Genomic DNA, 25,042 nt, shown 5'->3' with positions numbered 1-25,042 from the left:
TCAAATACAATCATATGCACCCATCAAAATTAAAAGAACTATATCAACAATATCAACAAGTGTATGCTCAGGAGTATGATCATATCAAGGGTCAGAAAGTGGGAGTTCTATATGCGGTAATTTACCGTATCCTTGATTCAGATAAAACACAAGCTGATCAAATTTGTCAAGATTTGGGAATTGAAGGTAACTCTAAGTTGAAAGATGATTTATATATGTTAGGTAATTTGATAAAAAACAACTTATTAAATAGTAGCAAAAATACTTCGCAGAGTCCAAGCGGAGAGCAAATGATTAATGAAGACTTGTACTTCATTATTATTATTATTGCCTTGGGAATTTTATTAGTTTATTTATTTCTAAAAAATAGAGAAAACACACAGTTACCATTAAAATCTCCGATTGCTCCAACCCCTGCTACTCCCCCAAAAAAGAGTGAATCTGCATCTTTATGTCTGGTTGTACCAGCATCAGTAGCGAGAAAATTTACCAACAATAACCCTATTAATCAAGCTGACATCAAGGACTTGATAGGTAATGCTTCCTATTTTCTGTGTACTAATGATCAAAAAGCTGATAGCGTCCAGGAGAACCTAGATTTGACCGACGAGAAGATCACAGATATAAGTGAACAAAGAGAAGTTTACATCAGAATTAACATTGCTGATGGACAAGACATGATCGGGAAGGAAATCCCATACGCTTTAAAAAGTAATCTACCTGCTCATGGTCAAGGGGTGATACGCGAAATAGCTTGTATTAAATATTTATCTGTGTCGGGTTTAGAAGAATTTAACAGGATTTAAAGGATTTGCCAAAATGGATTGGAAAACAGCATCTTCCTACTATGAAACTCGTCTGAGCGATGCTTTAAATATTCAAAGACACGCTTTGAGTTTAGCTAATTTACCCCAAGCACAAGTTCCCAGTAAATTAATGGAAACTCTGATCCAAGAAGCAGAACCCACCCGTCGTCAGTTGGAAAGACTGCAAAAACGGGAGTTCCGGATTGCGGTTGTGGGGTTAGAAAAAGCCGGAAAAAGTACCTTTGTCAATGCTTGGTTAGAATGCGACTTACTCCCAGCAAAGGGAGGAAGATGTACATTTACCACTACACAAATTTACTCCGTTGCAAATGAGTCTGAACAACGACTAGAGGTACAAGCTAAAACCGAAGCTGAATTTACCAACTTACTCACGGAACTAGAAAAAGCCAACGCAAAGGAAGACCTGAAGACTATCCACGCTAATCAAGCAACTTTACAGGAAGTGAGGAGGGAAGGCGATCGCATTTTTCCATTTACCAGACTAGAAGATATTAAAGAACTCTTAAAAAAGTATGTAGCTGATGAAAGATACGCTCATGCTGTGTTAGAAGCTAGACTTTATACTAACAAACTTGCACAAGCTGAAGGAATTGTTTTTTATGATGTTCCCGGTTTAGATTCAGGTTTAGCAAAACACGTTGATGAAGCACAGGAAATGTTATCAGACTGTGACGCTGTGATTTTGGTACAGCGTTTTACTAGTCTGAGAGAGAAGGAATTAGAAATCATCAAATTTACAGAACTAGGGGATAAAAACGTCACCGTTGCTGATAAACTGTTTGTATTTCTTAGTCGCATTGATTCTATAGCTAGTCCTGAAGCACTAGAAACCCATATCCAAGAAGCATCTCAAGACTGGTCAAAACGGGCGAACTTACCTAGTCAACGTCTTGTTTCTGGTTCTGCTGGTGCATATTTGATTTTAAATAATATAGCAGGAGCACAGACTAAATTAGAAATTGGCGACCCCAGTATGATTGCAGCTCATTTACAGCGATTAACTGGGATTACCGATGCAGAAATTCTCAAAACCAATGCTACTGGTATCCCAGCCATTAAAGACAAAATCTTTAATTATATTAATCATGAGCGTGTGAATATTTTAAAGAAACGGTGCGAAGCTTCTCTGAATAAAATCATTAGCACCTCTGAACAAATTTATCATGTAGTTGGTCAGAAGCACCCGGAAAATACTGAGGAAGCAAAATTATTTGCAGAAAATAATCGACGAGTTTTATTTGCAGAATGGTGGAATCAAAAATGGTTAAGCATTAAAGCTGATTTACAACAATATTATGATGAGTATGTATCTAGAAACACATTAGAAAATTTAACTACTGACTCCTTACCCAAAATAGAAAAATTCCGCCAAAGATATCTGCAAGTTGTTAAAACCGAAATGCAGAAACTGCGGGAGGAAACATTGCAAAAGAAAGATACTATTTTTTTGGCTAATTCCAATCCAGAATTTGACCGGATGAAAGCTAACTTTGCTTGGCGTGATGATTTATACATTGATATTAGCAGGCTGTTATCAACAATTGCCCATGAACTTGCTCTAGAATTAAAGAATGAAGCATTAAAGTTAGTGGAATACATGACCACTTTATTATGGGGAAGTGATCAAGTTAAAGCCAGATTAATTGAAAATTCCGAAGCTTATTTTTTATCTAAGTTAGAAAATAGTTTAAGTGTGTTATTTTTACGCTTTGCGCGTCCAGTAGCAGAGGTGTTAATTCGCGGCCCAGTTAACAGTGATACCCGCAATAAAATTGTGAAAAGTTTGGGAGTAGATATTGAAATTGTTGATAACTATTATACTGGATTGGAACCAGGTTATAGTGTTTTGAAAAGATATGTAAAGTATGGTGCTGATTTGCTTTTTAACCCGGAAACTCGCCAACAAGTGTTAGGGGTGACAGAGGTAGCAGAATTAAAAGATGTTATCACAGATTTCATTGTACCACAAGAAGCCGTAACTTTTGAAGTGGAAAGTGATATTAATGCCTTTGAAGAATACTTATGTGCGGCAATTTTTGATGCAGCCAGTTTTGAGTCCTATTGTGTTCAAGAACTCAAGGGATTAGTTGATAGTTTCAGAGATAAACAAGGTACTTGGACAGGGGTGGCTATTAATGAATGGTTACAAGGAAACCCATTACTTTTAGCTGAAATTCCCCAGAGTTTGCAAGGAACAACATCTGATTTAGAGGTTAGTGAAAGATTAAGACAGTTATCTATTGCCTTAAAAAGGAGCAGTTGGGAAGAAGTGCTAAAAGCAAGTTAGCAGTTTTTTTGGTAAAATGTTATACTATTCATTGAATCATGACTGTAAACAATTATATCACAACTCCAGATGAATTCAAAGTTAAATATACAGGAAATGGCGATCGCGATCGCCGCGCAGAAAAACAACCCCACCATTTTAACCCCAGACTTTCTCAAATACAGTGGTATTGTACCCAGTGAGTGGGAATTAGCCAAAGCGCCAATATTGACCAACAGTGCAGCCCAGGTTACCTTTCAAAATGGGATTACAGTCATAGCAGACTTAAATCGGATTATTTTCGCACAACCTTTGTCCGTACAAGCACAAAAGCAAGTAGTACAAATTCCAGCCATTGCTCATAAATATATTCAGACCCTACCACAAGTAAACTACAAAGGCATAAGTATCACCTTTCGGGGTCATGCGCCATTTGATAACCAAGAAAATGGAACGCGGGAATATATATACAGAACCCTGTTAAATTCCGGACCATGGCTAGAATACGGTACAACGCCAGTACAAGCGTCTCTGAAGTTTATGTACAATCAACCAGGGGTACAAATGAATCTAGACATTAACGAAGCACTCCTGCAATTAGCAGAGCAAACCTCACAAAAGGTTGTATTATTTACCGCTAATTGCTTACACCCCATCAACCCAGAAGACGAAAAACAGGGTTTAACAGCTTTAGCTCAAATCATCGATAACTGGGAAACAGACCTGAAGATGTATCAGGAAGTTGTGAATAACAAGTTCTTACAACCGCTGGATAATGTAATTCAGTTTAATCTCTAACTAAAGTCGCGTCATTCCCCAAGGCTTTATAGCCTTGGGGATGCAATGGTGAGCATTTAAACGCAACATCCTTGAAATATTTTTTAGTGACTACATTAATATTTGAGATTCCAGGAATATTTAGCATAGGTACTCAAAAAGTCTTATATTGCGAATAGCTACTTATTTACAAGAAAAATATTGTAGTCACTAATACAATTTGTCAGGTGCAGCATTCATGAAGTTTATGAGAAGATCAGCGTTAATTTTAGCGATCGCTCCCCTAATATTTGCTATTACCGCTTGTAACAACCCAGAAGGAACAACAAACACAGCCAACAATCCCGGAACACAAACAACTCGTAATCGTTGGGATACCATCAAAAGTCGTGGTCAGCTAATTTGTGGTGTCAGTGGACAAATCCCAGGGTTTAGCTTTGTGGAAACTGACGGTAAGTATAGTGGTATCGACGTGGATATCTGCCGAGCGATCGCATCTGCTTTATTTGACAACCCAGATGCAGTAGAATTTCGCAATCTGAGCGCCCAAGAGCGATTTACCGCAGTCCAGACAGGGGAAGTAGACGTTCTCAGCCGTAACACCACCTGGACTCTCAGCCGCGCTACTTCCATCGGTCTAGAATTTGCCCCCGTTGTCTTTTACGATGGTCAAGCCATCATGGTGCGCAAAAATAGTGGAATTAATTCCTTGACAGATATGAAAGACAAAACCATCTGTGTTCAAAATGGAACCACTACGGAGCAAAATTTAGCAGACCAAATGCGGAAACGAAACATCACCTACAAGCCCATCGTCTTTGAAGATATTAATGTGACTTTTGCCACTTATGCTGAAAAGCGTTGTGATGGGATTACAGCTGATCGTCTGCCTTAGTCTCTCGGCGAACCACTCTACCCAATCCAGAAGATAACGTCCTTCTGGATGAAATAATTTCCTCAGAACCCCTAGCACCAGCGGTTGCTAAAGGTGACTCTGTATTAGCTAGTGCAGTGACCTGGGTAGTTTATTCCCTGATTAAAGCCGAAGAGTTGGGGATTAATTCCCAAAATGTGGAACAATTGGCTACTAGTAACGACCCAGATATTAAACGCTTTTTAGGCACAGAAGGCAACCTGGGAGAAGGACTAGGTTTAACAAACGACTTCGCCGCCAGGATAGTCAAACAGGTCGGGAACTATGCCGAAATTTACGATCGCAATCTAGGTCCAAATACTAACCTGAATCTCCCTCGCAGTCAAAATCAACTATGGACAAAGGGCGGATTACTCTATTCGCCGCCGTTTCGGTAAAGGGGAAAATCACTCATGGCTAATCCCAAACCACCTATATGGCGAGATTATCGGTTTTGGAATATTGTAGCACAACTGATGGCTGTATTGTTAGCAGCAGTTATGGTGATGATTCTGTGGGGTAATCTCCACCGCAATTTGCAGCAATTAGGCATTCAGTTAGGATTTGATTTTCTCCAGCAGCAAGCCTCTTTTGGGATTGGTGAAAGCCTACTGAATTACCAACCAACTGATACCTACACTTACGCTTTGTGGGTAGGATTAGTGAACTCATTGCGGGTGGCGATTTTAGGTATTTTCTTCACGACCATTGTAGGGATTAGTGCCGGGATAGCGAGTTTTTCTGATAACTGGCTATTGCGAAAGATTACGAGTATTTACGTAGAGATTTTTCGCAATACACCTTTACTGCTGCAATTATTATTTTGGTACTTTGCTGTATTTTTAGGTTTTCCCACAAGAGAGGAGAAAATTTCCCTCTGGGGATTTTTGGGACTCAGCCAAGATGGACTAGAACTGCCTTGGTTTACTTTATCTCCAGAGTTTTCAGCTTTATTGCTGGGTTTGGTGTTTTTCACTGGTGCGTTTATTGCCGAAATCGTTCGCGGGGGTATTCAATCAGTACCAAAAGGGCAATGGGAAGCAGCGCGATCGCTAGGACTTCCACCATTATTAATTATGCGTCTGGTCATATTTCCCCAAGCCTTGCGGGTAATTCTTCCGCCACTGACCAGTCAGTATTTAAACTTAACTAAAAATTCCAGTTTAGCGATCGCCATCGGCTACCCCGATCTTTATTTTGTGGCCTCTACCACCTTTAACCAAACCGGGAGAGCCGTAGAAGTAATGTTGCTACTGATATTGACATATCTCACCCTAAGTTTAACTATTTCCCTAACAATGAACTTATTCAACCGCCAAGTGCAGATCAAATAAGTAGGGTGCAGGGAGTAGCAAGCAATGACCAATGACCAATGACCAATGACCACTATAGCAGTAACCACAAGTGTTAGGACATTTCCCCATTCCCTGTTCCCCATTCCCTGTTCCCCATTCCCTGTTCCCTGTTCCCTGTTCCCTGTTCCCTGTTCCCTGTTCCCTTAAAACCACAATTATGATGTCCTAACGTGTATGCGTAGTGCTATAACTAATGACTAAATTGACTTGGTTACGTAAAAACCTCTTTAGTAGCTGGTATAACAGCTTATTAACTGTTATCTGCTTATTACTGTTGTTTTGGACCGTATGGGGATTACTGAATTGGGCAATTACTCAAGCACAATGGGCAGTGATTTGGGTGAATTTACGTTTATTTTTAGTTGGTAGATTTCCTCAAGCCTTATACTGGCGAGTTTGGATTGTCCTGGCGATCGCTTCCACCTTCAGTGCGATCACTGTGGGTGTATTCTTTAGTAAACAACAGTTGACAAAGCGCCAAGCTGCATATGCCTTGATTGCGGGATTCTTGTGCCTGATTTTCCCCTGGGATTTGACATCCCGCCTGTGGTTGCTGTTGATTGCAGTTTTGCTGCTTACAGGTTTTTGGTTAGGAGGTAAATTTCATCAACTAATAGCACCTTGGCTTTCTCTAATATGGTTGTTGTCCTTCCCCGTAATTCTGTGGCTAATTGGCGGTGGATTTGGCTTACAACCGGTATCTACCAACCTTTGGAACGGTTTATTACTAACATTACTCATGGCAGTGGTTAGTATAATACTTTCCTTTCCCATTGGTGTTTTACTAGCATTAGGACGCACCAGTTATTTGCCTGTAGTGCGTTGGTTTTGCATCTGCTACATTGAAATTGTGAGAGGACTACCGCTAATTGGAATTTTGTTCTTAGCCCAAGTCATGTTGCCATTATTTCTGCCCACAGATTTGCGTTTAGATCGGTTATTGCGAGGAGTTGCGGGACTAGTATTATTTAGTGCTGCTTACATGGCAGAAAACGTGCGTGGCGGACTGCAAGCGATCCCAATGGGACAAATCGAAGCAGCAAAAGCATTAGGACTGAATACACCTTTAGTAGTAATTTTAATTATTCTCCCCCAAGCTTTACGGGCGGTGATTCCAGCAATAGTTGGTCAGTTTATTGGCTTATTTAAAGACACTTCCCTATTATCTCTGGTGGGATTGGTAGAACTCACGGGTATTTCCCGTTCTATTTTGGCGCAGCCCCAATTTCTGGGACGCTATGCAGAAGTTTATTTATTTATTGGATTAATTTACTGGATATTTTGTTACTTGATGTCCTTAGCCTCTAGACGATTAGAAAGACAATTAAATATTAGTCAATAGAGCAATATTACTAATGATTCCCAATTTAGAGCCTATGTCAGAGTTACAACCAATAATTGTTGCTGAAGATGTTCACAAATGGTACGGTAAATTTCATGCTCTCCAGGGCGTGAGTTTAGATGTCAATCGTGGAGAAGTGGTAGTTTTGATGGGGCCTTCTGGTTCTGGTAAGTCAACCTTTATCCGCACATTTAACGCCTTAGAAACATACCAACAGGGAAAAATCATCATTGACGGTATTACCCTTAGCCATGACTTGCAAAATATTGAAATGATTCGCCGAGAAGTCGGGATGGTCTTTCAGCAGTTTAATTTATTTCCCCATTTAACAGTACTGCAAAATATTTCTTTAGCTCCCATTTGGGTGCGGCGGTTGACAAGGCCAAAAGCTGAAGAATTAGCCATGCAACTCCTAGAAAGAGTTGGTATTTTAGCACAAGCGCAGAAATATCCCGGACAATTATCTGGTGGACAGCAACAACGGGTGGCGATCGCCCGTGCTTTAGCGATGAAACCTAAAATTATGCTCTTTGATGAACCCACTTCTGCATTAGATCCAGAGATGGTCAGAGAAGTATTAGATGTAATGCGAAGCCTGGCTAGGGATGGGATGACGATGGTAGTAGTTACCCACGAAGTCGGATTTGCCCGTGAAGTTGCCGACCGAGTAATTCTCATGGATAGTGGTTCCCTGATTGAGTCAGCTACACCTGATGATTTTTTCACCAACCCCAAGGAAGCCCGGACGCGAAAGTTTTTAGCGCAAATTCTCTAGAATCTCTAGGGTTAGGGGGGGGTTGGGTAACTCGTGGTCTGGGATTTCCGGGTCATGGAGAATAATCCGCGCGTCCAGGGCGATTAACTTCTCAGAAGAAGCTAATAAAGGGTTAATGTCAATTTCTTTGATTCTGGGTTGTTCCACAACCAGGCGACTAAATACCACCATGAGTTTTTCTAGAGCTGCTATGTCAATACTTTTGCGCCCCCGCACCCCTGTAAGTGCTTGATAGATTTGTGTTTGTTCAATCATCCGGCGCGCCAAGGTAGTATTTAAAGGAGGAAGGGCGATCGCGTAATCTTTAAACACCTCAGCTAACTGACCCCCAGTACCAAACAGTAAAACCGGTCCAAACTGAGCATCTACAGTGCTACCAACAATTAACTCATAACCGGTGGTTTTTACCATCGGTTGCACAGTCACCCCTAAAAAGTCTTTCTCTTCTACTTGCTGACGAATTAAATTATAAGCCTGAGTTACAGCTGTGGAGTCCATTAGGTTTAACTGCACACCTCCCACATCAGTTTTATGGGTAATAGTGTGGGAAAATAACTTTAACACCACGGGATAACCAATAGTTTCGGCGCATTTAACCGCTGCTGCTGGACTATAAGCCACCTCTGTGGGCACTATATTAATACCATAGGCTGCTAAAATCTGCTTTGACTCTAACTCTGTTAAAATCTGGCGTTGGGCTGTTGTAGCCGCTGCAATAGTTGCTTCTACAGTTTTATGGTCTGGCGTTCCCGTAGAAGAATCAGAGATTGCAGGAGTTTCATAGATACCACGTAAATTGTAACTCGATTGCCACATATAACAAAACATCCGAGCGGCAGTATCAGGATAGGGGTAAGTAGGAATATGGTGTTTATTTAAAATCATTTGTCCCTCTGCTACCTCTTCTCCCCCCATCCAACTGGCCAGGATGGGAACTGGTTTAGTTTTTGCAGATGTTTCCTGGATCTCCTGGACACAATCCGCCAACATCTGGGCTGTTTGAGTCGGGTCTGTCATTGCTTGGGGGGTGAGGATGACTAATAACCCGTCGCTCTGTGGGGTATTTAAAGCCACTTGTAAGGCTTGGGAGTACCGCTGTGGGTCTGCATCCCCCAGGATATCAATAGGGTTACTCACAGAACTATGGGGCGGTAATATTTTTTGTAACTTTTCTTGAGTCTCCCTGGGTATGGGGGCAATTTCTCCCCCCGCTGCAATTAAAGCATCTGTGGCTAATACCCCCGGACCCCCTGCATTAGTTAAAATTGTCAGCCTTGGTTGACAAGGGCGGGGTTGTTTTGCTAAGAGTTCCGCCATATTAAATAGGTCAGAAATACTATTCACACGCAACACCCCACAACGGCGAAAAGCTGCATCTAGCACCTCATCACTCCCAGCCATAGCACCGGTATGGGAAGCAGCAGCTTGGGCTGCGGCGGCTGTTCGCCCGGACTTAATCACAATAATGGGCTTAGTCAGAGCCACTTTCCGAGCCGCACAGAGGAAGGAAGCTGCATCCCCAATGGACTCCATATAAATAATAATACTTTTAGTCTCCGGGTCATCTCCGAGATAATCTATTAAATCTCCCCAACCTATATCAACCATAGACCCCAGAGATACGAAGGCGCTAAAGCCGACATTTTCCCGGAAACTCCAATCTAAAATGGCAGTACACAGAGCGCCGCTTTGACTAATAAAGCCCACATTTCCCCCACGGGCGATTTTACTAGCAAAGGTAGCATTTAAACCAGTCAGGGGAGCCATGACACCTAGACAGTTAGGGCCAATAATGGGGATTTTACCTTGTGCTTCGGCCTGAATCTGCTGTTCTAAAATGACTCCCTGGGTGCCAATTTCCTTAAAACCGGCGCTGAGGATAATCGCACCTTTAACCCCCGCTGCTAGACATTGCTTGATGATACCGGGAACTGTGGGGGACGGGGTAGCAATTACTGCTAGGTCTATGGGTTCGGGTACATCAAAGACAGTAGGGTAAGCTTTAATCCCCAAAATACTATGATGTTTGGGGTTAACTGGGAAAACCGTACCCCCAAAGGGGTTACTAATCAGGTTCCACAGTAGGGTACGTCCTACACTATGTTTTTTCTCACTCGCGCCAATTACTGCTACTGTCTTGGGTTTAAAAATAGCATCTAGGGGGTTTTGCTTTTCCGTGGGGTGAAGCGTTGAACTGGTTCTGGGTAGTGAATTTTGCATAGGTAAATCAATCGGTACTCTTGGTGGTTGAGGGTGTGAAATTGAGAAGGGTATAAATTTTTGCTAATGCGATCGCACATCCAGCTTGAGCGACAGCTGAGAATTTATGGCCGAAATCAACATTAACTGCAGGAATTTTTACCCACCAAGACCGGGGGGAACAACCATAAACCGCCTGGGTAAAAGTCAGAAGAGCGGGAGGGTTACCGGTGTGTGTGGTGATGATGTGGTCGGAGTTGGGTGTAATTAATTCTAGTTCCACTTGAGTGCTGTGGGTGGTCAAACAAGCATCAATAAAAATTGCTAAATCGACATTAGCTAAAATATCGGCTAGTTCTGGGGTGAGTTGGTGAACCGCTAGAGTTTTTACTTGCTCTAACTCCATTGATTGTAAAGCCTGGGCTACCCATATCCCTACACCGTCATCACTGCGTAACTGGTTACCGTAACCAATAATAACAATCTTTCTTGCTGTCATATAACTAAGACGTTGTTTGATAGGTTTTTAACGGGTAATTTTTATCTTGGGGAACAGGGAACAGACAAAAAAACAATATCTGTTGTTAAACGCAAAGGGGCGCAAAGGTACGCAAAGGTTTATTTTTTATGGCTTTGTAACGCTTCCCTTGGTGGCGATCTGCTTACAGCAGCGCTTCGCTATCGCATTTAACATCGCCTCTCGTATCCCCCCACAGATCCCCGACTTCTGGAGAAATTATACATAACTATACTTAATTATGTCAGAAGTCGGGGATCTTGCAGCTACTTCCCGATGGCCATGAAAGAACAGCTTATTAAAATTCCTGAGTGGTAGGATAAAGTCCGGGCGGCGATCGCTAACCTCGATGCCCAGGAGAAGATATAATTTTATTAACCTTTTCTGTTGTTGGGGCGGACAGTAGTCCTTCCTCTATATTTCCGGTAATAACTTAACAGCCCAAGTCAACCTGTTCAGGGGTCTGATGGGTAGATTAAAGCATGGCATAAGCTCAAAGATTATGTTCCTTTGGATTAGACACACTCAAACAAGTTTTTGGAATGAAATACCCTTGAATTGTGGTTGTCTTGGTTAATATAAGCTGCGTTAATATAAGAAATCTTTTTTGATTAATATATAATTGCTGATACATATACCAATTATATTTGGTGACCATATCCAATGTATTGGTATATTTCCTGATACGATTAAAACATTTATAATCATTTGTATAGCATCATATGTTAAAATAATTGCTAAAGTTAAAGCAAAGCTATTATATTTTACTCTCGGTTGTAAATTAATGCCAATGCTTGCACCTAAAAAAGTAAATATAGTACAGGAAATTGCAAGAGTAAAGTTTTTGTAGATGTGAACCTGTAATTTAAGAAAATTTTTGCGGTCGCCGGCTATACGAATAATAGATAATCTTTGATAAGCTTGAAAAAGATTCAATTCTCTATTGTCAAGACCTTCTTTATCTATATGTAACTGTAAATATAAATTAGGTAGATATAAATACAAGTTTTCAAACTTTGTACTACTATGATAAGATCCATCTGGATTAATTAAAGTTCTAGTTCCATAATCAAAATAGCAGTATCCTTTATTTTGATTGCATTCTGCCATATGAGAATTAATAATTACCTTCAATTTATCCTCACGTCTAATTAATAATATAGGTTTTTCCATTCTGCTATCTTTTATTTTTTCCGTATACAAGAGGTATTTTAAATAATTATTTTCATTTTTGGTTTTTAATTCAAGCTTACCAGGAAAAAATTCTTTATAAAAAGCATCTGATTTTATAAAGTTGCGTCTATCAAAACCCAAGGAAGTTTCTAACAAAATAGCAGCATTATAATTTGCCGGTGGAACAATAATTTGATTAATTACAAAAAGTATAACAGTTAGACATAAACCAATGATTATAGATGGAACGATTAGTCTATATAAGCTTGAACCACAGCTTCGTATTGCAATAATTTCACTGTTATTAGATAGCTTTTGGTATGTAAAAATTGTTGCCATCATACCGGAGATTGGTAAAGCTAAAACAATGAACTCCGGTAATTTAAGAAAGTGAATATAAATAAAAATATCAAAGGGTAAATTATCTTGTATTAAGAATTTAATTTGCTCAAATGAAATACCAATTGATTCGGCAACAATAGTAACTACAACAATACTAAAGAATAGAGGTCGTGTAATTTCTGAAATCAAATAAGTGTCTAGTATTGGTATGTGGAGTAAAAACTTGTTTTTTTTCATAGATTAAGTGTTATCCTAAACTCTACCAGCTAACTTAATATAATATTAGTGTTGAATAAGAAAATACTTTGATGGTGTGACATCAAGCTAATTTAAAAAAACATTAAGTATTATGACCAAATCTTGTATACTTAGAATTACTGATGCAAATTTCCTTAATACCTTAATATAGGTTGTCTTGAAATGAAAAATATTGCGTTTATTCTCTTAGTCATTAGTGTAGCAGGTTTAATTACCTCGTGTGGAGGCAATGTATCCGGATCTTGTAATACTCCCGGTGATAGAGCATCTGATGGCAGTCGCTGCGGTGGTAGAGCGGCTAGTGTACGTTAGGGTGGAAGGTAAAAATCAAATTCTGATATTAAAATCCCTGGGTGGCAAGATAAAGTCCGCGCTGCGATCGCGGAAGTGATAGCTAAAGAGATATAATCTTTTTTTGTTGTTTACAAGCGGAGGGTCAAACAATGGTTAATACACTATTGTTTGACTTTCCAATCGTTCGACTCCGCTCACCGACCACGGTTCGACTCCGCTCACCGACCACGGTTCGACTCCGCTCACCGACCACGGTCAACAGCCAAAAGTACATTTGTTTGACTACTGGGTACGCCAAACCTGGTTGACAATTGTCCCATCTGGTGCTATTATTTGCAGATGTAAGGGCATTTGCCCCACGGCATGGGTTGAGCAACTTAAACAGGGGTCAAAGGCTCTAATTCCTGCCTCTACCCGGTTTAACATACCAGGGGAGATTTGCTCGCCGTTGACAAAGTGGCGCGCAATTTGGGCGACTGTGCGATTCATGGCTAAGTTATTTTGACCTGTAGCAATTAATAGGTTCACTCTTTGGAGTAAACCGTTTTCATCAACTTGATATTCATGAAATAGGGTTCCCCTGGGAGCTTCACTGACTCCTACAGCTGTTAATTGATTCACACCTCCATGGGCGCGCAGTCGGGTTGAAAGTAGGTCGGGGTCATCTAGTAGTTTTTCTATGTGTTCAATTGCTGCTAGGATTTCAATTAAGCGGGCGTAGTGATAGAAAAATGATGAGTTAGGGGTATTTTTAGTTCTGTCTCTAAACTCCCTTAATTCTGCATCGGCTAAGGGTGTACCAATGTGACTACAGATATTTAACCGGGCTAAGAGGTCCGACTCTGTAGATACCACTATTTAAATGACAGTGGTCTGTTTGGTCGGGGTAACCCAAGGGGCGATAGTAGGGAGATTTTAAATAGGAGTCGGGTTGTACTGCTTCCCCAATAAATTGTTGATAGTTGCTGGGGTCTAGTTGGTCGGCGATGATATTCCCCCCACTATCTACAAACCGGATATGTCCGTCGTAGTGTTCCCACAGACCAGCGGAGGTAACTAAACCCATAAATAAGGTGGGGAAGTTGCCAAAGGTTTGGATCTCTTGTTGGTAGTCTGTTAATATTGCTTTGAACCTACCGAGAGCATCTAAAATTGTACTGCGTGCTTCGGGGATGCGGTTTTGAATGTGGGTGCGTCCCTCTGGTCGGAGAGCATCCCGCACACCACCGGGAACGGCCCATGATGGGTGTATTTTCTGTCCTCCTAACTGAGCTATGATTTCTTGTCCAAATTGACGGAGGCGAATTCCCCCCTGGCTAATTCTGGTTCTGCTGCAATTAAACCAAATATATTCCGGTCTGGGCGATCGCCATCCATTCCCAACAACAAATCTGGGGCGCTCAGGTGAAAGAAACTTAGAGCGTGGGACTGGATAATCTGAGCTAGGTTCATTAACCGCCGCAGCTTTTCGGCTGCGGGGGGGATTTTGACTGTTAAGATGTTATCCCCGGCTTTAGCGGAGGCTAATAGGTGACTAACTGGGCAAATTCCACACACACGGGCTGTAATTCCCGGACATTTCCCAAAAGGGGCGACCTTCGCAAAATTTCTCAAATCCGCGAAATTCTGTGACATGAAAGCGAGCGTCGCTGACTTGTCCAGTATCATCTAAGTATATACTAATTTTGGCGTGTCCCTCTATGCGGGTTACGGGGTCGATGATAATTTTCTTAGACATGATTTAGACAGAATTAATATTAGTATATTGAAGGGTGACTTAGGAGGAAGATCCCCGACTTCCACAGTAAAAACTCAGTGTATGGGGGTAAAAGTGAGAAGTCGGGGAGCTTGGAATCACACAGTTTAACCAAACTTAATCATGTCTCGCCCTGATAGTTGTGGTATTTCACCCTTAAGCAGGGGGTCTAATACGGCTTTGATGCGATTAGCGTCAGGGGGACATCCTGGTAAATAAATATCCACAGGGACGACTTGATGTACTGGTACTACCCGGTCTAGTAGGGTGGGGACTATATCAGCATCGGAGGGAATGGCGGGGTAAAGGGGGTTGGCTTCTATGTAACAACGCTGGAGGACTGTTTGGGCGTCTCCCATGGGGTTACGTAAGGCTGTAACGTTACCGGTGACAGCACAATCACCGAAGGATACGAGAATTTGGGAACGCTCTCTGACTTTGTAAATCATTTTGAGGTGTTCTTGGTTAGCGATCGCCCCTTCTACTAAGACAACATCCACACCTAGAGGGTATTCTTTGGTGTCAGCAAAGGGACTGTAAACTAATTCTGCTTGTTTGGTTAGGTCAATTAACCATTCATCTAAATCGAGGAAGGACATATGACAACCAGAGCAACCACCTAACCAAACTGTAGCTAGTTTTAAAAGAGTCATAACTTCTAAGGGGAGGGGTGAATTTTTGAGGAGGGGAATTAACAGTCAACGGTTCGACTCCGCTCACCGACCACGGTTAACGGTTCCATTGTTGTTTTTGTCGAGCGGTGACTAGGAAATCTAACACTTGGCGATCGCTCTTCATTTCCCCCACGCTAGAACCCCGATTAAACAGAGCGCCGGTGGGACAAGCGTTAACACATTTACCGCAGGAGGTACAACTTGAGGAACTCCCCCAGGGTTGGTTTAAGTCGGTAATTACATGGGAATTTGTTCCCCTCCCCGCCATATCCCAAGTATGGGCTCCTTCAATTTCATCACAAACACGGATGCAGCGAGTACATAAAACACATCTGTTGTGGTCAACGCCGAACAGATGATGGGAAACATCCACAGAGCGAGAGGGGAAATGATAGTTTAACCGCACATGATCCATACCCATCTCAATGGCTAAATCTTGTAATTCACAATTACCATTAGCTACACAAACTGAGCAAATGTGATTACCTTCTGCAAACAACATCTCTACAATGGTGCGCCGATAATTTTGTAGGCGCTGGGTGTGGGTTTGAATTTCCATCCCTTCGGCGACCTTCGTGACACAAGCTGGTAAAAGTTTATTGGTACCAGCAATTTCTACTAAACACAGGCGACAAGCTCCCACATCTGTTACCCCTTCTAGGTGACACAGGGTGGGAATATGAATCCCTGCTTCTTGGGCTGCTTGGAGTATGGTCTCTTCTTCACGGGCGCTAATTAATTCTTGATTAATTGTCAAAGTTTTGACAGCCATGGTATTATTGACGGTTGAGGGTTGACGGTTGAGGGTTGACGGTTGAGGGTTGACGGTTGACGGTTGACGGTTGAGGGTTGGCGGTTGACGGTTGAGGGTTGAGGGAAGGGCGATCGCCATGAAGCTGGACAATCGGGAGCCGGGGGTTAGAAACCCCCGTCTAAAAGTTCAAGTCGGATTAATCCGACTGAGTGTTACATACAACATCATAAGTTCCGTTGACAATCATTGCTTAGGGTATCCTATGTAACCTAACAGTGCAATTCTAGTGGACTTTTGCTATGAGACGGGTAATTTATTACTCGTCTGCTCAGTACTGATTTCTCCTGCGCTCTCTAGTCAGGTTTCGCGGACTCTACCCCACCTACTTGATTAATTCCAAATATTCATGACGGAAATAACGTAAGGTGCTAAATACTGGATTGGGTGCAGACTGTCCCAGACCGCACAAGCTGGTATGTTTCACCATGTCGCATAATTCCTCTAGTAGTTCTAAGTCTGTCTGGGTGGCTTTACCTTCACTGATGGCGGTTAATAATTGATACAGCTGTACTGTTCCTACCCGACAGGGAATGCACTTACCGCAGGACTCATCCATACAAAATTCCATAAAGTAGCGGGCTACATCTACCATGTTGGTGGTTTCATCCATGACAATCATCCCCCCTGAACCCATAATTGAACCTAGCTCAATCAGGGATTCATAATCTACAGGGGTATCAAAAGCCGATGCAGGGATACATCCCCCAGAGTCCACCGGTTTGTACAGCTTTGACTACACCCCCTTCTGGTACACCACCCCCCATGACTTCAACAATCTGGCGGATGGTGGTTCCCATGGGTACTTCTATTAAACCTGTGTTACGGATTTTGCCGGTTAGGGCGAAAACTTTTGTACCTTTGCTTTTTGCAGTACCGATGCTGGCAAACCATCCAGCCCCATTACGGATAATTGGTGTAATATTAGCGTAGGTTTCGACGTTATTAATTAAGGTGGGGTAACCCCATAACCCTGATTCCGCTGGATAGGGGGGACGGGAGTGGGGAGTTCCCCGTTTACCTTCAATGGAAGCCATGAGGGCTGTTTCTTCACCGCAGACATAAGCTCCCGCACCAATGCGAATATCAATTTTAAAGTCAAAACTGGAGTCAAAAATCTGACTACCTAGTAAACCTAAGCTTTGGGCTTGACGGATGGCGGTTTGTAGGCGATGAATAGCTATAGGATATTCAGCCCGGATGTAGATGTAACCTTGATTGGCTCCTACAGCATAGGCGGCGATCGCCATTCCTTCTAGTACTCGGTGGGGGTCACTTTCCAGAACACTCCTGTCCATAAACGCGCCGGGGTCACCTTCGTCGGCGTTACAGATGACATACTTTGGTACTCCTGGGGATTTAGCCACTGTTCCCCACTTGACCCCGGTGGGGTAACCAGCGCCTCCCCGTCCCCGTAAACCACTAGCGGTGACGGTATCTACTACCTCCTTGGGGGTCATTTCCCGGAGGACATGGTGGAGGGATTGATAACCTGCTGCGGCGATATAAGATTGAATACGTTCTGGGTCAACCTTACCGCTATTTTCCAAAACAATGGGCATCTGGGATGTAAAAAATGGGTGATTTAAATCACCTTTTTTAATTGTGGTTTCTTCTCCTCCCAGGGTAGCAATAATTGCGGGTGCATCGTCGGGGGTGACTTGTTGGTACAGGGTGTGGTCATCTACCTGCACTAATGGCCCTTGACAGCACAGGCGCATACAGCCAACTCCACGCACATCTACTGTTTCTGTTAAATTCTCTGCTGTGACTGCTTGTTGTAAACGCTGTTTGACAGTTTGTGAATTAGCAGACAGACAACCGGCCGCTACACAGCAGCGGATTTCTATGGGTTTGCTGGCTGTTTGTTCTTTGTGGGCGATCGCTATTAATTCAGTTAGATCCATCTTTTAACCATCCTTTGATGTGATCCAGAACTAATTCGGGGGTTTGATACCCTATCACTGTTTTATCAAACACTACGGCGGGGGCGATTCCACAAGCACCTAGACATCTGGCGGTTTGCAGTGAAACTTGACCATCTGGGGATGTTTCACCGGGGCGAAGATGTATGGATGTTTCTAAACTTGTGAGGATAGCCTGAGCGCCTTTGACATAGCAAGCAGTACCAGTGCAAACTACACAGGTATGGAGGCCACTAGGTGCAAGGGAAAATAGATGATAAAAGGTGGCGACCCCATAAACCCGACTTGGTGGTAATTTCAGTGCGTGGGCGATATAAATTAACACATCGTTTTCTAAATAACCAAAAAGTTCCTGTGCTTGATGCAGGATCTCAATTAGGGCATTTTGTTGATACTGATGGCGTTTAATATGCGCTGACAGAATTTTAAATCGCTTATCCCCTTGAGTAGTGGTTGCGGAGTGAGCTTTTGCTGTGTTGTTAGTTTGAACAGCAGAGGTTGGATTCATAATTGCTCTGGCTCCTCTTGGCCGGGATGACCCTAGTGTAACAATCAATCAGGGTGAGACAAAAACAATAAAAAAAATTGTAAGGAAAGTTAATCGGCACTCGCCAGATTGACGATGTAAACTTGATTTATTTGACTGTTGACTGTTGACTGTTGACTGTTGACTGTTGACGGTTGACGGTTGACGGTTGAGGGTTGGGGGTTGACGGTTGACGGTTGAGGGTTGGGGGTTGACGGTTGGGGGTTGACGGTTGGGGGTTGACGGTTGACGGTTGAGGTTTGACAGAAAATAATATGCCCATGTTCTAGCCCGAATGTGTGATGACCATGAAAAAACGACTTGGTATTCTAACCAGTGGTGGTGACTGTCCCGGACTAAATGCAGTAATTCGAGCAGTAGTGCATCACGCCACCCTGACATATAACTGGGAGGTGGTGGGTATTCCTTATGCAACTAGAGGACTTTTAGACCGTGAAGCTACTCCATTGAGTATACATGGTCTAGACTTGCGTGGTATTGACCCTTTGCTGAATATGGGGGGGACAATTTTGGGTAGTATTAATAAAGGTGATACTCTAGCTCATGTAGAAGAGATTGTTGCTGGATACTATGCTTTAGGATTAGATGCTTTGATTGGCATCGGTGGAGATGGTAGCTTGGCAATTCTCCATCAACTCCAAAGTCAAGGAAACTGGCAATTTATCGGTATTCCTAAAACCATTGATAATGATGTGGGACAAACGGAAAGAGTCGTTGGTTTTGATACGGCGGTAAATACTGTTGTAGATGCGCTCAATCGTTTGACCTTTACCGCTTGTAGTCATGACCGGGTGATGATTGTGGAAGTGATGGGGCGCAATGCGGGTCATTTAGCCCTACAATCGGGTATTGCAGGTGGTGCGGATGTGATTTTAATTCCTGAGATTCCCTATTCTATTGGGGGAGTGTGTGAGCATTTAGAACAGCTACGCCACCGGGGGCGCAGATTCGCTATTATAGTTGTGGCTGAAGGTATTCAAGTGGCTACAGATTCATCTGCTTATACATTCTGTGATAACGCCGTACCGCTGCGACTAGAACGCCCTTCCTGTGGTATGGGTCAATATATTGCTGATGAGATTCGCGCCCTCACCCACGATCTTGATATTCGGGTATCTGTCTTAGGACATATTCAACGCGGTGGTATTCCTTCGGCTTTAGACCGTTTGATAGCTACGGCTTTCGGTAAAGCTGCGGTAGATTTATTAGCTAATGGACAATCTGGGCAGATGGTAGCTTGGCAAAATGGTCAAGTTGTTGCTGTTCCCTTAGAAGCGGTTTTGGCTGAGAGTCCTTGTTTAGTAAATCCTCATAACTTTTTAGTGCAAACAGCGCGATCGCTCGGTACTTACATTGGCCATCACCCATGATTACCACCAATATTACATCTACCCCACCCAGTCAGCCAGGGGGTGACAAATCCAACTACACTATAGTACATCAAATTCCCGGCAGAATCAGATTGCGGACTACCCTAGATTTGGTCTGTGTGCAAGAGTTACTGGAGTCTGATAGTCGAATTGTAGCAGTACGTGTTAATCCTTGGTGCAATTCTGTGGCAGTTCAATATCAAGTATCTGATTCTCGGAGTAGTGTAATACCAGACTATATAGTAAATTTACTGCATAAAGCCAAGAACTACAAAAGTAAAAATATCCCGAAAAAAGCCGATTATCCTCTGCAATTACCAATCTTAGCCACTGTTTTGGCAGTGTTGCGCTTAGGTTTACCCATTCCCAGTGCGATAATTGCTGCTACATTGGCACTAGCAGCTTTACCCATTGCTGAACGGGCTTATACTAGTATTAGCCGGGAAGGAAAGTTAAATATAGATTGTCTAGATTTAATGGCGATCGCCTTAACTTCTATCCAAGGTAATCTGTTAACACCAGCGTTATTAATTATCTTGCATCAAATTGGCGATATGATGCGCGATCGCACAGCCAGGGTTACGGAAAATCGCGCCGCGGACTTATTAAATTCCCTGGGAAATTACGCCTGGGTAAAACAACCGGATGGGGAAATACAACGCCTGTCAATTACCGAGGTACAACCCCAAGATACAGTGATAGTATATCCTGGTGAACAAATCCCCGTCGATGGCAAAATTCTACAGGGGGAAGCGATTATTGACCAACAAAGGCTGACGGGTGAATCCATGTCCATTTTACGTCAAGTGGGACAAGCAGTTTATGCCTCTACCCTGGTACGGGAAGGAGAAATTTACATCCAAACCCAAGGGGTGGGCGCTGCTACTCGTGCTGGGGCGAGTATAGAATTAGTCAAAAAAGCTCCTGTTCATGATACACGCATGGGTAATTATGCGGCTAACATTGCCGAAAAAGCGGTATTACCAGCCTTGATTTTGGCGGCAATAGTGTTAATTATTACTCGTAACACGTCCAAAGCTGCATCTATCATCACCTTAGATTTTGTCACCGGGATTCGCGTAGCTCTCCCTACAACTTTCTTAGCAGCTCTACACCACGCTACGAGACATGGTGTCTTGATCCGCAGTGGTGGTGCTCTGGAAAAATTAGCGCAGGTTGATACTCTAGTATTTGATAAAACCGGTACTTTAACTAAGGGTGATGTGGAAGTTGTAGCTGTGGAAACCGTAGATAAAAGTATATCTGCTCACCGTCTGTTAACATTAGCTGCATCTGCAGAAGAACATATTACGCACCCAGCAGCTAAGGCCCTAGTGACATACGCCCAAGCACAAGGTGTAGAAATTTTACCACGACAAGAATTTGTTTATGAAGTTGGGTTAGGGGTGCGCTGTCTGGTTGATGGTGAACAGGTTATTGTAGGAAGCGATCGCTTTTTGCGTCAGTGTGGTATTTCTCCCCGGCTTTTAAACTACCATATTTCTGCCCATGATTCTTGTCTGTATGTGGGGATTAATCAGGAGTTTCAAGGAATTATCGCCTATACAGACCCCCTGCGTCCAGAAAGTGCGGAAGTAATTAAGAAACTGCACTCTGAATATGGTATGGAAATACATTTACTTACAGGGGATAATCAGCAAAGGGCTAGAGCTGTAGCTCAACAGTTGCATCTTTACCCCTCCCTAGTTCATGCTGAAGCGTTCCCAGAACAAAAAGCGGAAATTATCCAGAAAATCCACGCATCGGGTAAAACTGTGGCTTTCACCGGGGATGGTTTAAATGATTCTATTGCTTTAGCCTATGCTGATGTGGCGATTTCCTTTGGCGGAGGTTCTGAAGTAGCTAGAGAAACAGCGGATGTGGTGCTGATGGATGATAATCTGACCAGTTTTATAGAAGCAATTGCGATCGCCCGTGAAACCGCAGCGGTTGTTAAACAAAATATTGGTTTAGTGGTATTCCCTAATTTAGCGGCTTTAGGACTAACTATTACCCTAGGGTTGCATCCCTTAGCAGCGACCCTGATTCATAATGGTTCGGCAATTTTAGCTGGATTAAATGGGTTGCGTCCTTTGTGGCACCAAGACCCACCGCGACATGATTGTTGACGGTTGACGGTTGACGGTTGACGGTTGACGGTTGACGGTTGACGGTTGACGGTTGACGGTTGACGGTTGACTGACAAAACGCCAGTGCGATCGCCGGTGAAACCGCAGCAGTTTAGACCACCGGGAGCCAGGGGTTAGAAACCCCTGTCTGATAGCTTAAGTCGGATAAATCCGACTGGGTGTTAACTGTTGACGGTTGACAGTTGACGGTTGACGGTTGACGGGTCAGGGTTTAAAAGCTACAAGCACCGGGAGCCAGGGGTTAGAAACCCCTGTCTGATAGCTTAAGTCGGATAAATCCGACTGGAATAGATGACTAGGCTACCCCCTAATTACTGTGATATTTCTGTTCTGGGGACTCTGGGTGATTTCGGTGGTGGTTCTGTCACTGATGGGGGGTAAATTGGGGCGACGGTCAAATATTACCAACCATCCTGTATTTAGATTGAGTCCTGATAAATACTTATCTAATTGTATCAATCCTTGGGGTAAGGGGTCGGGTTTACCCTGTTTCCATACCTTTAATTCCATCCCTAAGACTACATCGCCATACCTTAAACATATATCCATCCTCCCGGAACCTATAGCGTATTCCCGTTCTAAGCTACCACCACCATTAACAACCCGGTGTAAAAATGCCATTAATACTAAGTGGGGGGCTATTTCTGGGTAAGGGGTACTTTTAAATAATGGTTCCCCGTGTTGTCGCCAAAAGTCTAAGAATAAGTCTAATAATTTTTCTGGCATTAATTCACCACTAGGATTCAACCATTCAGGTTCAATCACCCCTAAGGACATAATGGGGGTATAGGCTAAAACTTTAGGTAAAACTTCTCTATAAATCGGGTTGGCAATTTCTAAACCTCTGATGGGATGATAGCGACACAATCCTAAATCTAGGAGAAAACGAATATCATCATTAGGCACATCTGGTAATTCTTCCCCAGCTAACATGGGTTGAATAATCGCCTTAACCCTATCTTCCCGCAGTCGCTCGGCTAAACTATCTAAGTGGGTGTCTTGCCTTTGAATTAGGATATCCTTAGCTTGATTAATTAAATCTACCGTGATAGGGATATTGGTATCTTCTGCTAGGTATTCCGTAACCTGACGGGCGATCGCATTGATTAACCAAGGTTGACCCTGGGTTAAATAGTAGGCGTGGTGAATGGCTTCAGGGGTAAAGATTTGTCCCGTGGCTTGGGTATGTTGTGCGTATAGACTTTTAACATCTTCTAAGGTGAAATTACTTAAGGTTAAAGATTCTACTTTGATATTAAAGGGGCTAGAGGTATTTAACCTGTTACTACCACCAGAAGCTACTTTATAATCACGTACATCCCGCATCCCAATTAAGGCTACGCATTGGGGGAACCCCAGGGGACGACGGGGATAACCGGAGCGTAATTGGCGCAGTACAGAAATTAAGGTTTCATCACTTAAAGCGTCAATTTCATCTAAGAATACCACCAGGGGGAGGGGAGAGTCAGCCGCCCAAGTGCTTAAAAATGTGGCAATTTGGGAACCAGTACCCACTTCTGGCCATATAGTGGGCTGTAGGTTGGCTGGTAGGTGAAATTTAACCGACTGTTTCCACTCATCTAAAATTGCTCGTTCAGCAGTTCCAGGATCATGGGGAAATACTGCACCCACTTCTAAGGATAGTAAGACGGCGGTGTACTTATCACTGGCTGTCAGTTCCTGTGCTAGGGTGAGCATGGCAGTGGTTTTACCGGTTTGTCTGGGTGCATGGATAACAAAGTAATTGCGCTGTGCAATCAGGCGTTTTAACTCTGGTAACCGTTCGGTGGTGGGTAGGGTATAGTGTATATCCGGTTGACAAGGGCCAGCAGTGTTAAACCATTTAGTCATAAAAGTTTAGGTATAGGTTGATTTGATTATAACTGCCATCATTGTTGACGGTTGACGGTTAACTGACAAAACGCCAGTGCGATCGTCGGTGAAACCGCAGCAGTTTAGAGCATCGGGAGCCAGGGGTTATAAACCCCTGTCTGATAGCTAAAGTCGGATTTATCCGACTGGGTGTTAACTGTTGACGGTTGACGGTGGTCGGTTGACGGTTGACGGGTCAGGGTTTAAAAGCTACAAGCACCGGGAGCCAGGGGTTATAAACCCCTGTCTGATAGCTAAAGTCGGATTTATCCGACTGGGTGTTAACTGTTGACGGTGGTCGGTTGACGGTTGACGGGTCAGGGTTTAAAAGCTACAAGCACCGGGAGCCTGGGGTTAGAGCCTGGGGTTAGAAACCCCTGTCTGATAGCTAAAGTCGGATAAATCCGACTGGGTGTTAACTGTTGACGGTTGACGGTTGACGGTTGACGGGTCAGGGTTTAAAAGCTACCAGCACCGGGAGCCTGGGGTTAGAGCCTGGGGTTAGAAACCCCTGTCTGATAGCTAAAGTCGGATAAATCCGACTGGGTGTTAACTGTTGACGGTGGTCGGTGAGCGGAGTCGATAGCGATAGCGTGGCGTTAGCCATACCGTTGACGGTTGACGGTTGACGGGTCAGGGTTTAAAAGCTACCAGCACCGGGAACGAGAAACCCCTGTCTAATGCGTAGGTGTTGATTCTGACATTAATAATACAAGTAACGGCGATCGACCCTGAACCCATCGGTATTAATTCTCACATCAATAATACAAGTAACGGCGAGGGTTCCTTGATTGGATATATGGTTTATCTTCTCAAATATCTATCTTTAGATAGATGACAAAATTACATCCATATTATCATTGAGTTATTACTATCAAAAATATTTGAAACTTAAATTA

The 25,042-nt window shown here is 43.0% G+C and carries 19 protein-coding genes and 3 pseudogenes; 11 read left to right on the top strand and 11 right to left on the bottom strand.

Features of this window, described 5'->3' with window-relative positions:
* Positions 1 to 14 precede the first annotated feature (14 nt).
* The 7 genes and pseudogenes from AC6IZ0_RS13360 (at position 15) to AC6IZ0_RS13330 (ending at position 8,255) form a co-directional block, all read left to right on the top strand.
* Positions 15 to 806, top strand: a complete 792-nt coding sequence (locus tag AC6IZ0_RS13360; protein WP_497723339.1) for a hypothetical protein — start codon at positions 15 to 17, stop codon at positions 804 to 806.
* A gap of 13 nt (positions 807 to 819) precedes the next feature.
* On the top strand, positions 820 to 3,114 hold the full coding sequence (locus tag AC6IZ0_RS13355; RefSeq protein WP_497723337.1) for a dynamin family protein: 2,295 nt from the start codon (positions 820 to 822) through the stop codon (positions 3,112 to 3,114).
* A gap of 69 nt (positions 3,115 to 3,183) precedes the next feature.
* Positions 3,184 to 3,891: a hypothetical protein gene (locus AC6IZ0_RS13350; protein ID WP_497723336.1), complete on the top strand. Its 708-nt coding sequence runs from the start codon at positions 3,184 to 3,186 to the stop codon at positions 3,889 to 3,891.
* A 226-nt stretch (positions 3,892 to 4,117) separates the two neighbouring features.
* Positions 4,118 to 5,181: pseudogene (locus AC6IZ0_RS13345) on the top strand (amino acid ABC transporter substrate-binding protein).
* A 15-nt stretch (positions 5,182 to 5,196) separates the two neighbouring features.
* Positions 5,197 to 6,117: an amino acid ABC transporter permease gene (locus AC6IZ0_RS13340; RefSeq protein WP_271734941.1), complete on the top strand. Its 921-nt coding sequence runs from the start codon at positions 5,197 to 5,199 to the stop codon at positions 6,115 to 6,117.
* A gap of 214 nt (positions 6,118 to 6,331) precedes the next feature.
* Positions 6,332 to 7,480, top strand: a complete 1,149-nt coding sequence (locus AC6IZ0_RS13335; protein WP_497723334.1) for an amino acid ABC transporter permease — start codon at positions 6,332 to 6,334, stop codon at positions 7,478 to 7,480.
* A gap of 34 nt (positions 7,481 to 7,514) precedes the next feature.
* Positions 7,515 to 8,255 (top strand): amino acid ABC transporter ATP-binding protein, encoded by a 741-nt coding sequence (locus AC6IZ0_RS13330; RefSeq protein WP_271734968.1) that lies wholly within the window; start codon positions 7,515 to 7,517, stop codon positions 8,253 to 8,255.
* On the opposite strand, the gene AC6IZ0_RS13325 is transcribed toward AC6IZ0_RS13330, so the two are convergent.
* From AC6IZ0_RS13325 to AC6IZ0_RS13315, 3 genes are all read right to left on the bottom strand, one after another.
* Positions 8,238 to 10,475 (bottom strand): acetate--CoA ligase family protein, encoded by a 2,238-nt coding sequence (locus tag AC6IZ0_RS13325; protein WP_497723332.1) that lies wholly within the window; start codon positions 10,473 to 10,475, stop codon positions 8,238 to 8,240. The two genes, AC6IZ0_RS13330 and AC6IZ0_RS13325, sit on opposite strands and share 18 nt — an antisense overlap.
* A 7-nt stretch (positions 10,476 to 10,482) precedes the next feature.
* Positions 10,483 to 10,953 (bottom strand): hydrogenase maturation protease, encoded by a 471-nt coding sequence (locus tag AC6IZ0_RS13320; protein ID WP_497723330.1) that lies wholly within the window; start codon positions 10,951 to 10,953, stop codon positions 10,483 to 10,485.
* A 606-nt stretch (positions 10,954 to 11,559) separates the two neighbouring features.
* Positions 11,560 to 12,723, bottom strand: coding sequence for an LptF/LptG family permease (locus tag AC6IZ0_RS13315; protein ID WP_497723328.1), 1,164 nt, complete (start codon positions 12,721 to 12,723; stop codon positions 11,560 to 11,562).
* A gap of 183 nt (positions 12,724 to 12,906) precedes the next feature.
* Between AC6IZ0_RS13315 and AC6IZ0_RS13310 the strand changes: the two genes are divergently transcribed.
* The gene (locus tag AC6IZ0_RS13310; protein ID WP_497723327.1) at positions 12,907 to 13,056 is read left to right on the top strand and encodes a hypothetical protein; all 150 of its coding nucleotides are present in this window, start codon (positions 12,907 to 12,909) and stop codon (positions 13,054 to 13,056) included.
* Positions 13,057 to 13,320: 264 nt separating this feature from the next.
* On the opposite strand, the pseudogene AC6IZ0_RS13305 reads toward AC6IZ0_RS13310, so the two are convergent.
* From AC6IZ0_RS13305 to AC6IZ0_RS13280, 6 genes and pseudogenes are all read right to left on the bottom strand, one after another.
* Positions 13,321 to 14,776 (bottom strand): annotated as a pseudogene (locus tag AC6IZ0_RS13305) (Ni/Fe hydrogenase subunit alpha).
* 125 nt (positions 14,777 to 14,901) lie between these two features.
* Positions 14,902 to 15,447 carry an NADH-quinone oxidoreductase subunit B family protein gene (locus AC6IZ0_RS13300; protein ID WP_497723325.1) on the bottom strand — a complete coding sequence of 182 codons (546 nt, stop codon included), beginning with the start codon at positions 15,445 to 15,447 and terminating at the stop codon, positions 14,902 to 14,904.
* A 76-nt stretch (positions 15,448 to 15,523) separates the two neighbouring features.
* Positions 15,524 to 16,240 carry a bidirectional hydrogenase complex protein HoxU gene (gene hoxU / locus AC6IZ0_RS13295; protein ID WP_497726058.1) on the bottom strand — a complete coding sequence of 239 codons (717 nt, stop codon included), beginning with the start codon at positions 16,238 to 16,240 and terminating at the stop codon, positions 15,524 to 15,526.
* Between the two features lie 364 nt (positions 16,241 to 16,604).
* Positions 16,605 to 18,186: pseudogene (locus tag AC6IZ0_RS13290) on the bottom strand (NADH-ubiquinone oxidoreductase-F iron-sulfur binding region domain-containing protein).
* The gene (hoxE, locus tag AC6IZ0_RS13285; RefSeq protein ID WP_497723323.1) at positions 18,173 to 18,712 is read right to left on the bottom strand and encodes a bidirectional hydrogenase complex protein HoxE; all 540 of its coding nucleotides are present in this window, start codon (positions 18,710 to 18,712) and stop codon (positions 18,173 to 18,175) included. Before hoxE ends, AC6IZ0_RS13290 begins: the two are co-directional and overlap by 14 nt.
* Positions 18,713 to 18,839: 127 nt before the next feature.
* Positions 18,840 to 19,013, bottom strand: a complete 174-nt coding sequence (locus tag AC6IZ0_RS13280) for a hypothetical protein (protein WP_497723321.1) — start codon at positions 19,011 to 19,013, stop codon at positions 18,840 to 18,842.
* Positions 19,014 to 19,038: 25 nt separating this feature from the next.
* Between AC6IZ0_RS13280 and AC6IZ0_RS13275 the strand changes: the two genes are divergently transcribed.
* Both AC6IZ0_RS13275 and AC6IZ0_RS13270 read left to right on the top strand, forming a co-directional pair.
* Complete coding sequence (locus tag AC6IZ0_RS13275; protein ID WP_497723320.1) at positions 19,039 to 20,121, top strand: ATP-dependent 6-phosphofructokinase; 1,083 nt, start codon at positions 19,039 to 19,041, stop codon at positions 20,119 to 20,121.
* Positions 20,118 to 22,250, top strand: coding sequence for a heavy metal translocating P-type ATPase (locus tag AC6IZ0_RS13270; protein WP_497723319.1), 2,133 nt, complete (start codon positions 20,118 to 20,120; stop codon positions 22,248 to 22,250). Before AC6IZ0_RS13275 ends, AC6IZ0_RS13270 begins: the two co-directional genes overlap by 4 nt.
* 321 nt (positions 22,251 to 22,571) lie before the next feature.
* Here the strand turns inward: AC6IZ0_RS13270 and AC6IZ0_RS13265 are convergent, their stop codons facing one another.
* Together AC6IZ0_RS13265 and AC6IZ0_RS13260 are read right to left on the bottom strand one after the other, a co-directional pair.
* The gene (locus AC6IZ0_RS13265) at positions 22,572 to 24,122 is read right to left on the bottom strand and encodes a P-loop NTPase fold protein (protein ID WP_497723318.1); all 1,551 of its coding nucleotides are present in this window, start codon (positions 24,120 to 24,122) and stop codon (positions 22,572 to 22,574) included.
* A 472-nt stretch (positions 24,123 to 24,594) separates the two neighbouring features.
* The gene (locus tag AC6IZ0_RS13260) at positions 24,595 to 24,750 is read right to left on the bottom strand and encodes a hypothetical protein (protein WP_497723316.1); all 156 of its coding nucleotides are present in this window, start codon (positions 24,748 to 24,750) and stop codon (positions 24,595 to 24,597) included.
* A gap of 84 nt (positions 24,751 to 24,834) precedes the next feature.
* Here AC6IZ0_RS13260 and AC6IZ0_RS13255 point away from each other — a divergent pair, with 84 nt between their 5' ends.
* Positions 24,835 to 24,981: a hypothetical protein gene (locus AC6IZ0_RS13255; RefSeq protein ID WP_497723315.1), complete on the top strand. Its 147-nt coding sequence runs from the start codon at positions 24,835 to 24,837 to the stop codon at positions 24,979 to 24,981.
* Positions 24,982 to 25,042: the final 61 nt, after the last annotated feature.

The organism is Anabaenopsis sp. NIES-4685 (genome assembly GCF_059725405.1).
Note: the sequence above shows the minus strand (reverse complement) of the source record. Positions and strands in the feature narration are given on the sequence as shown.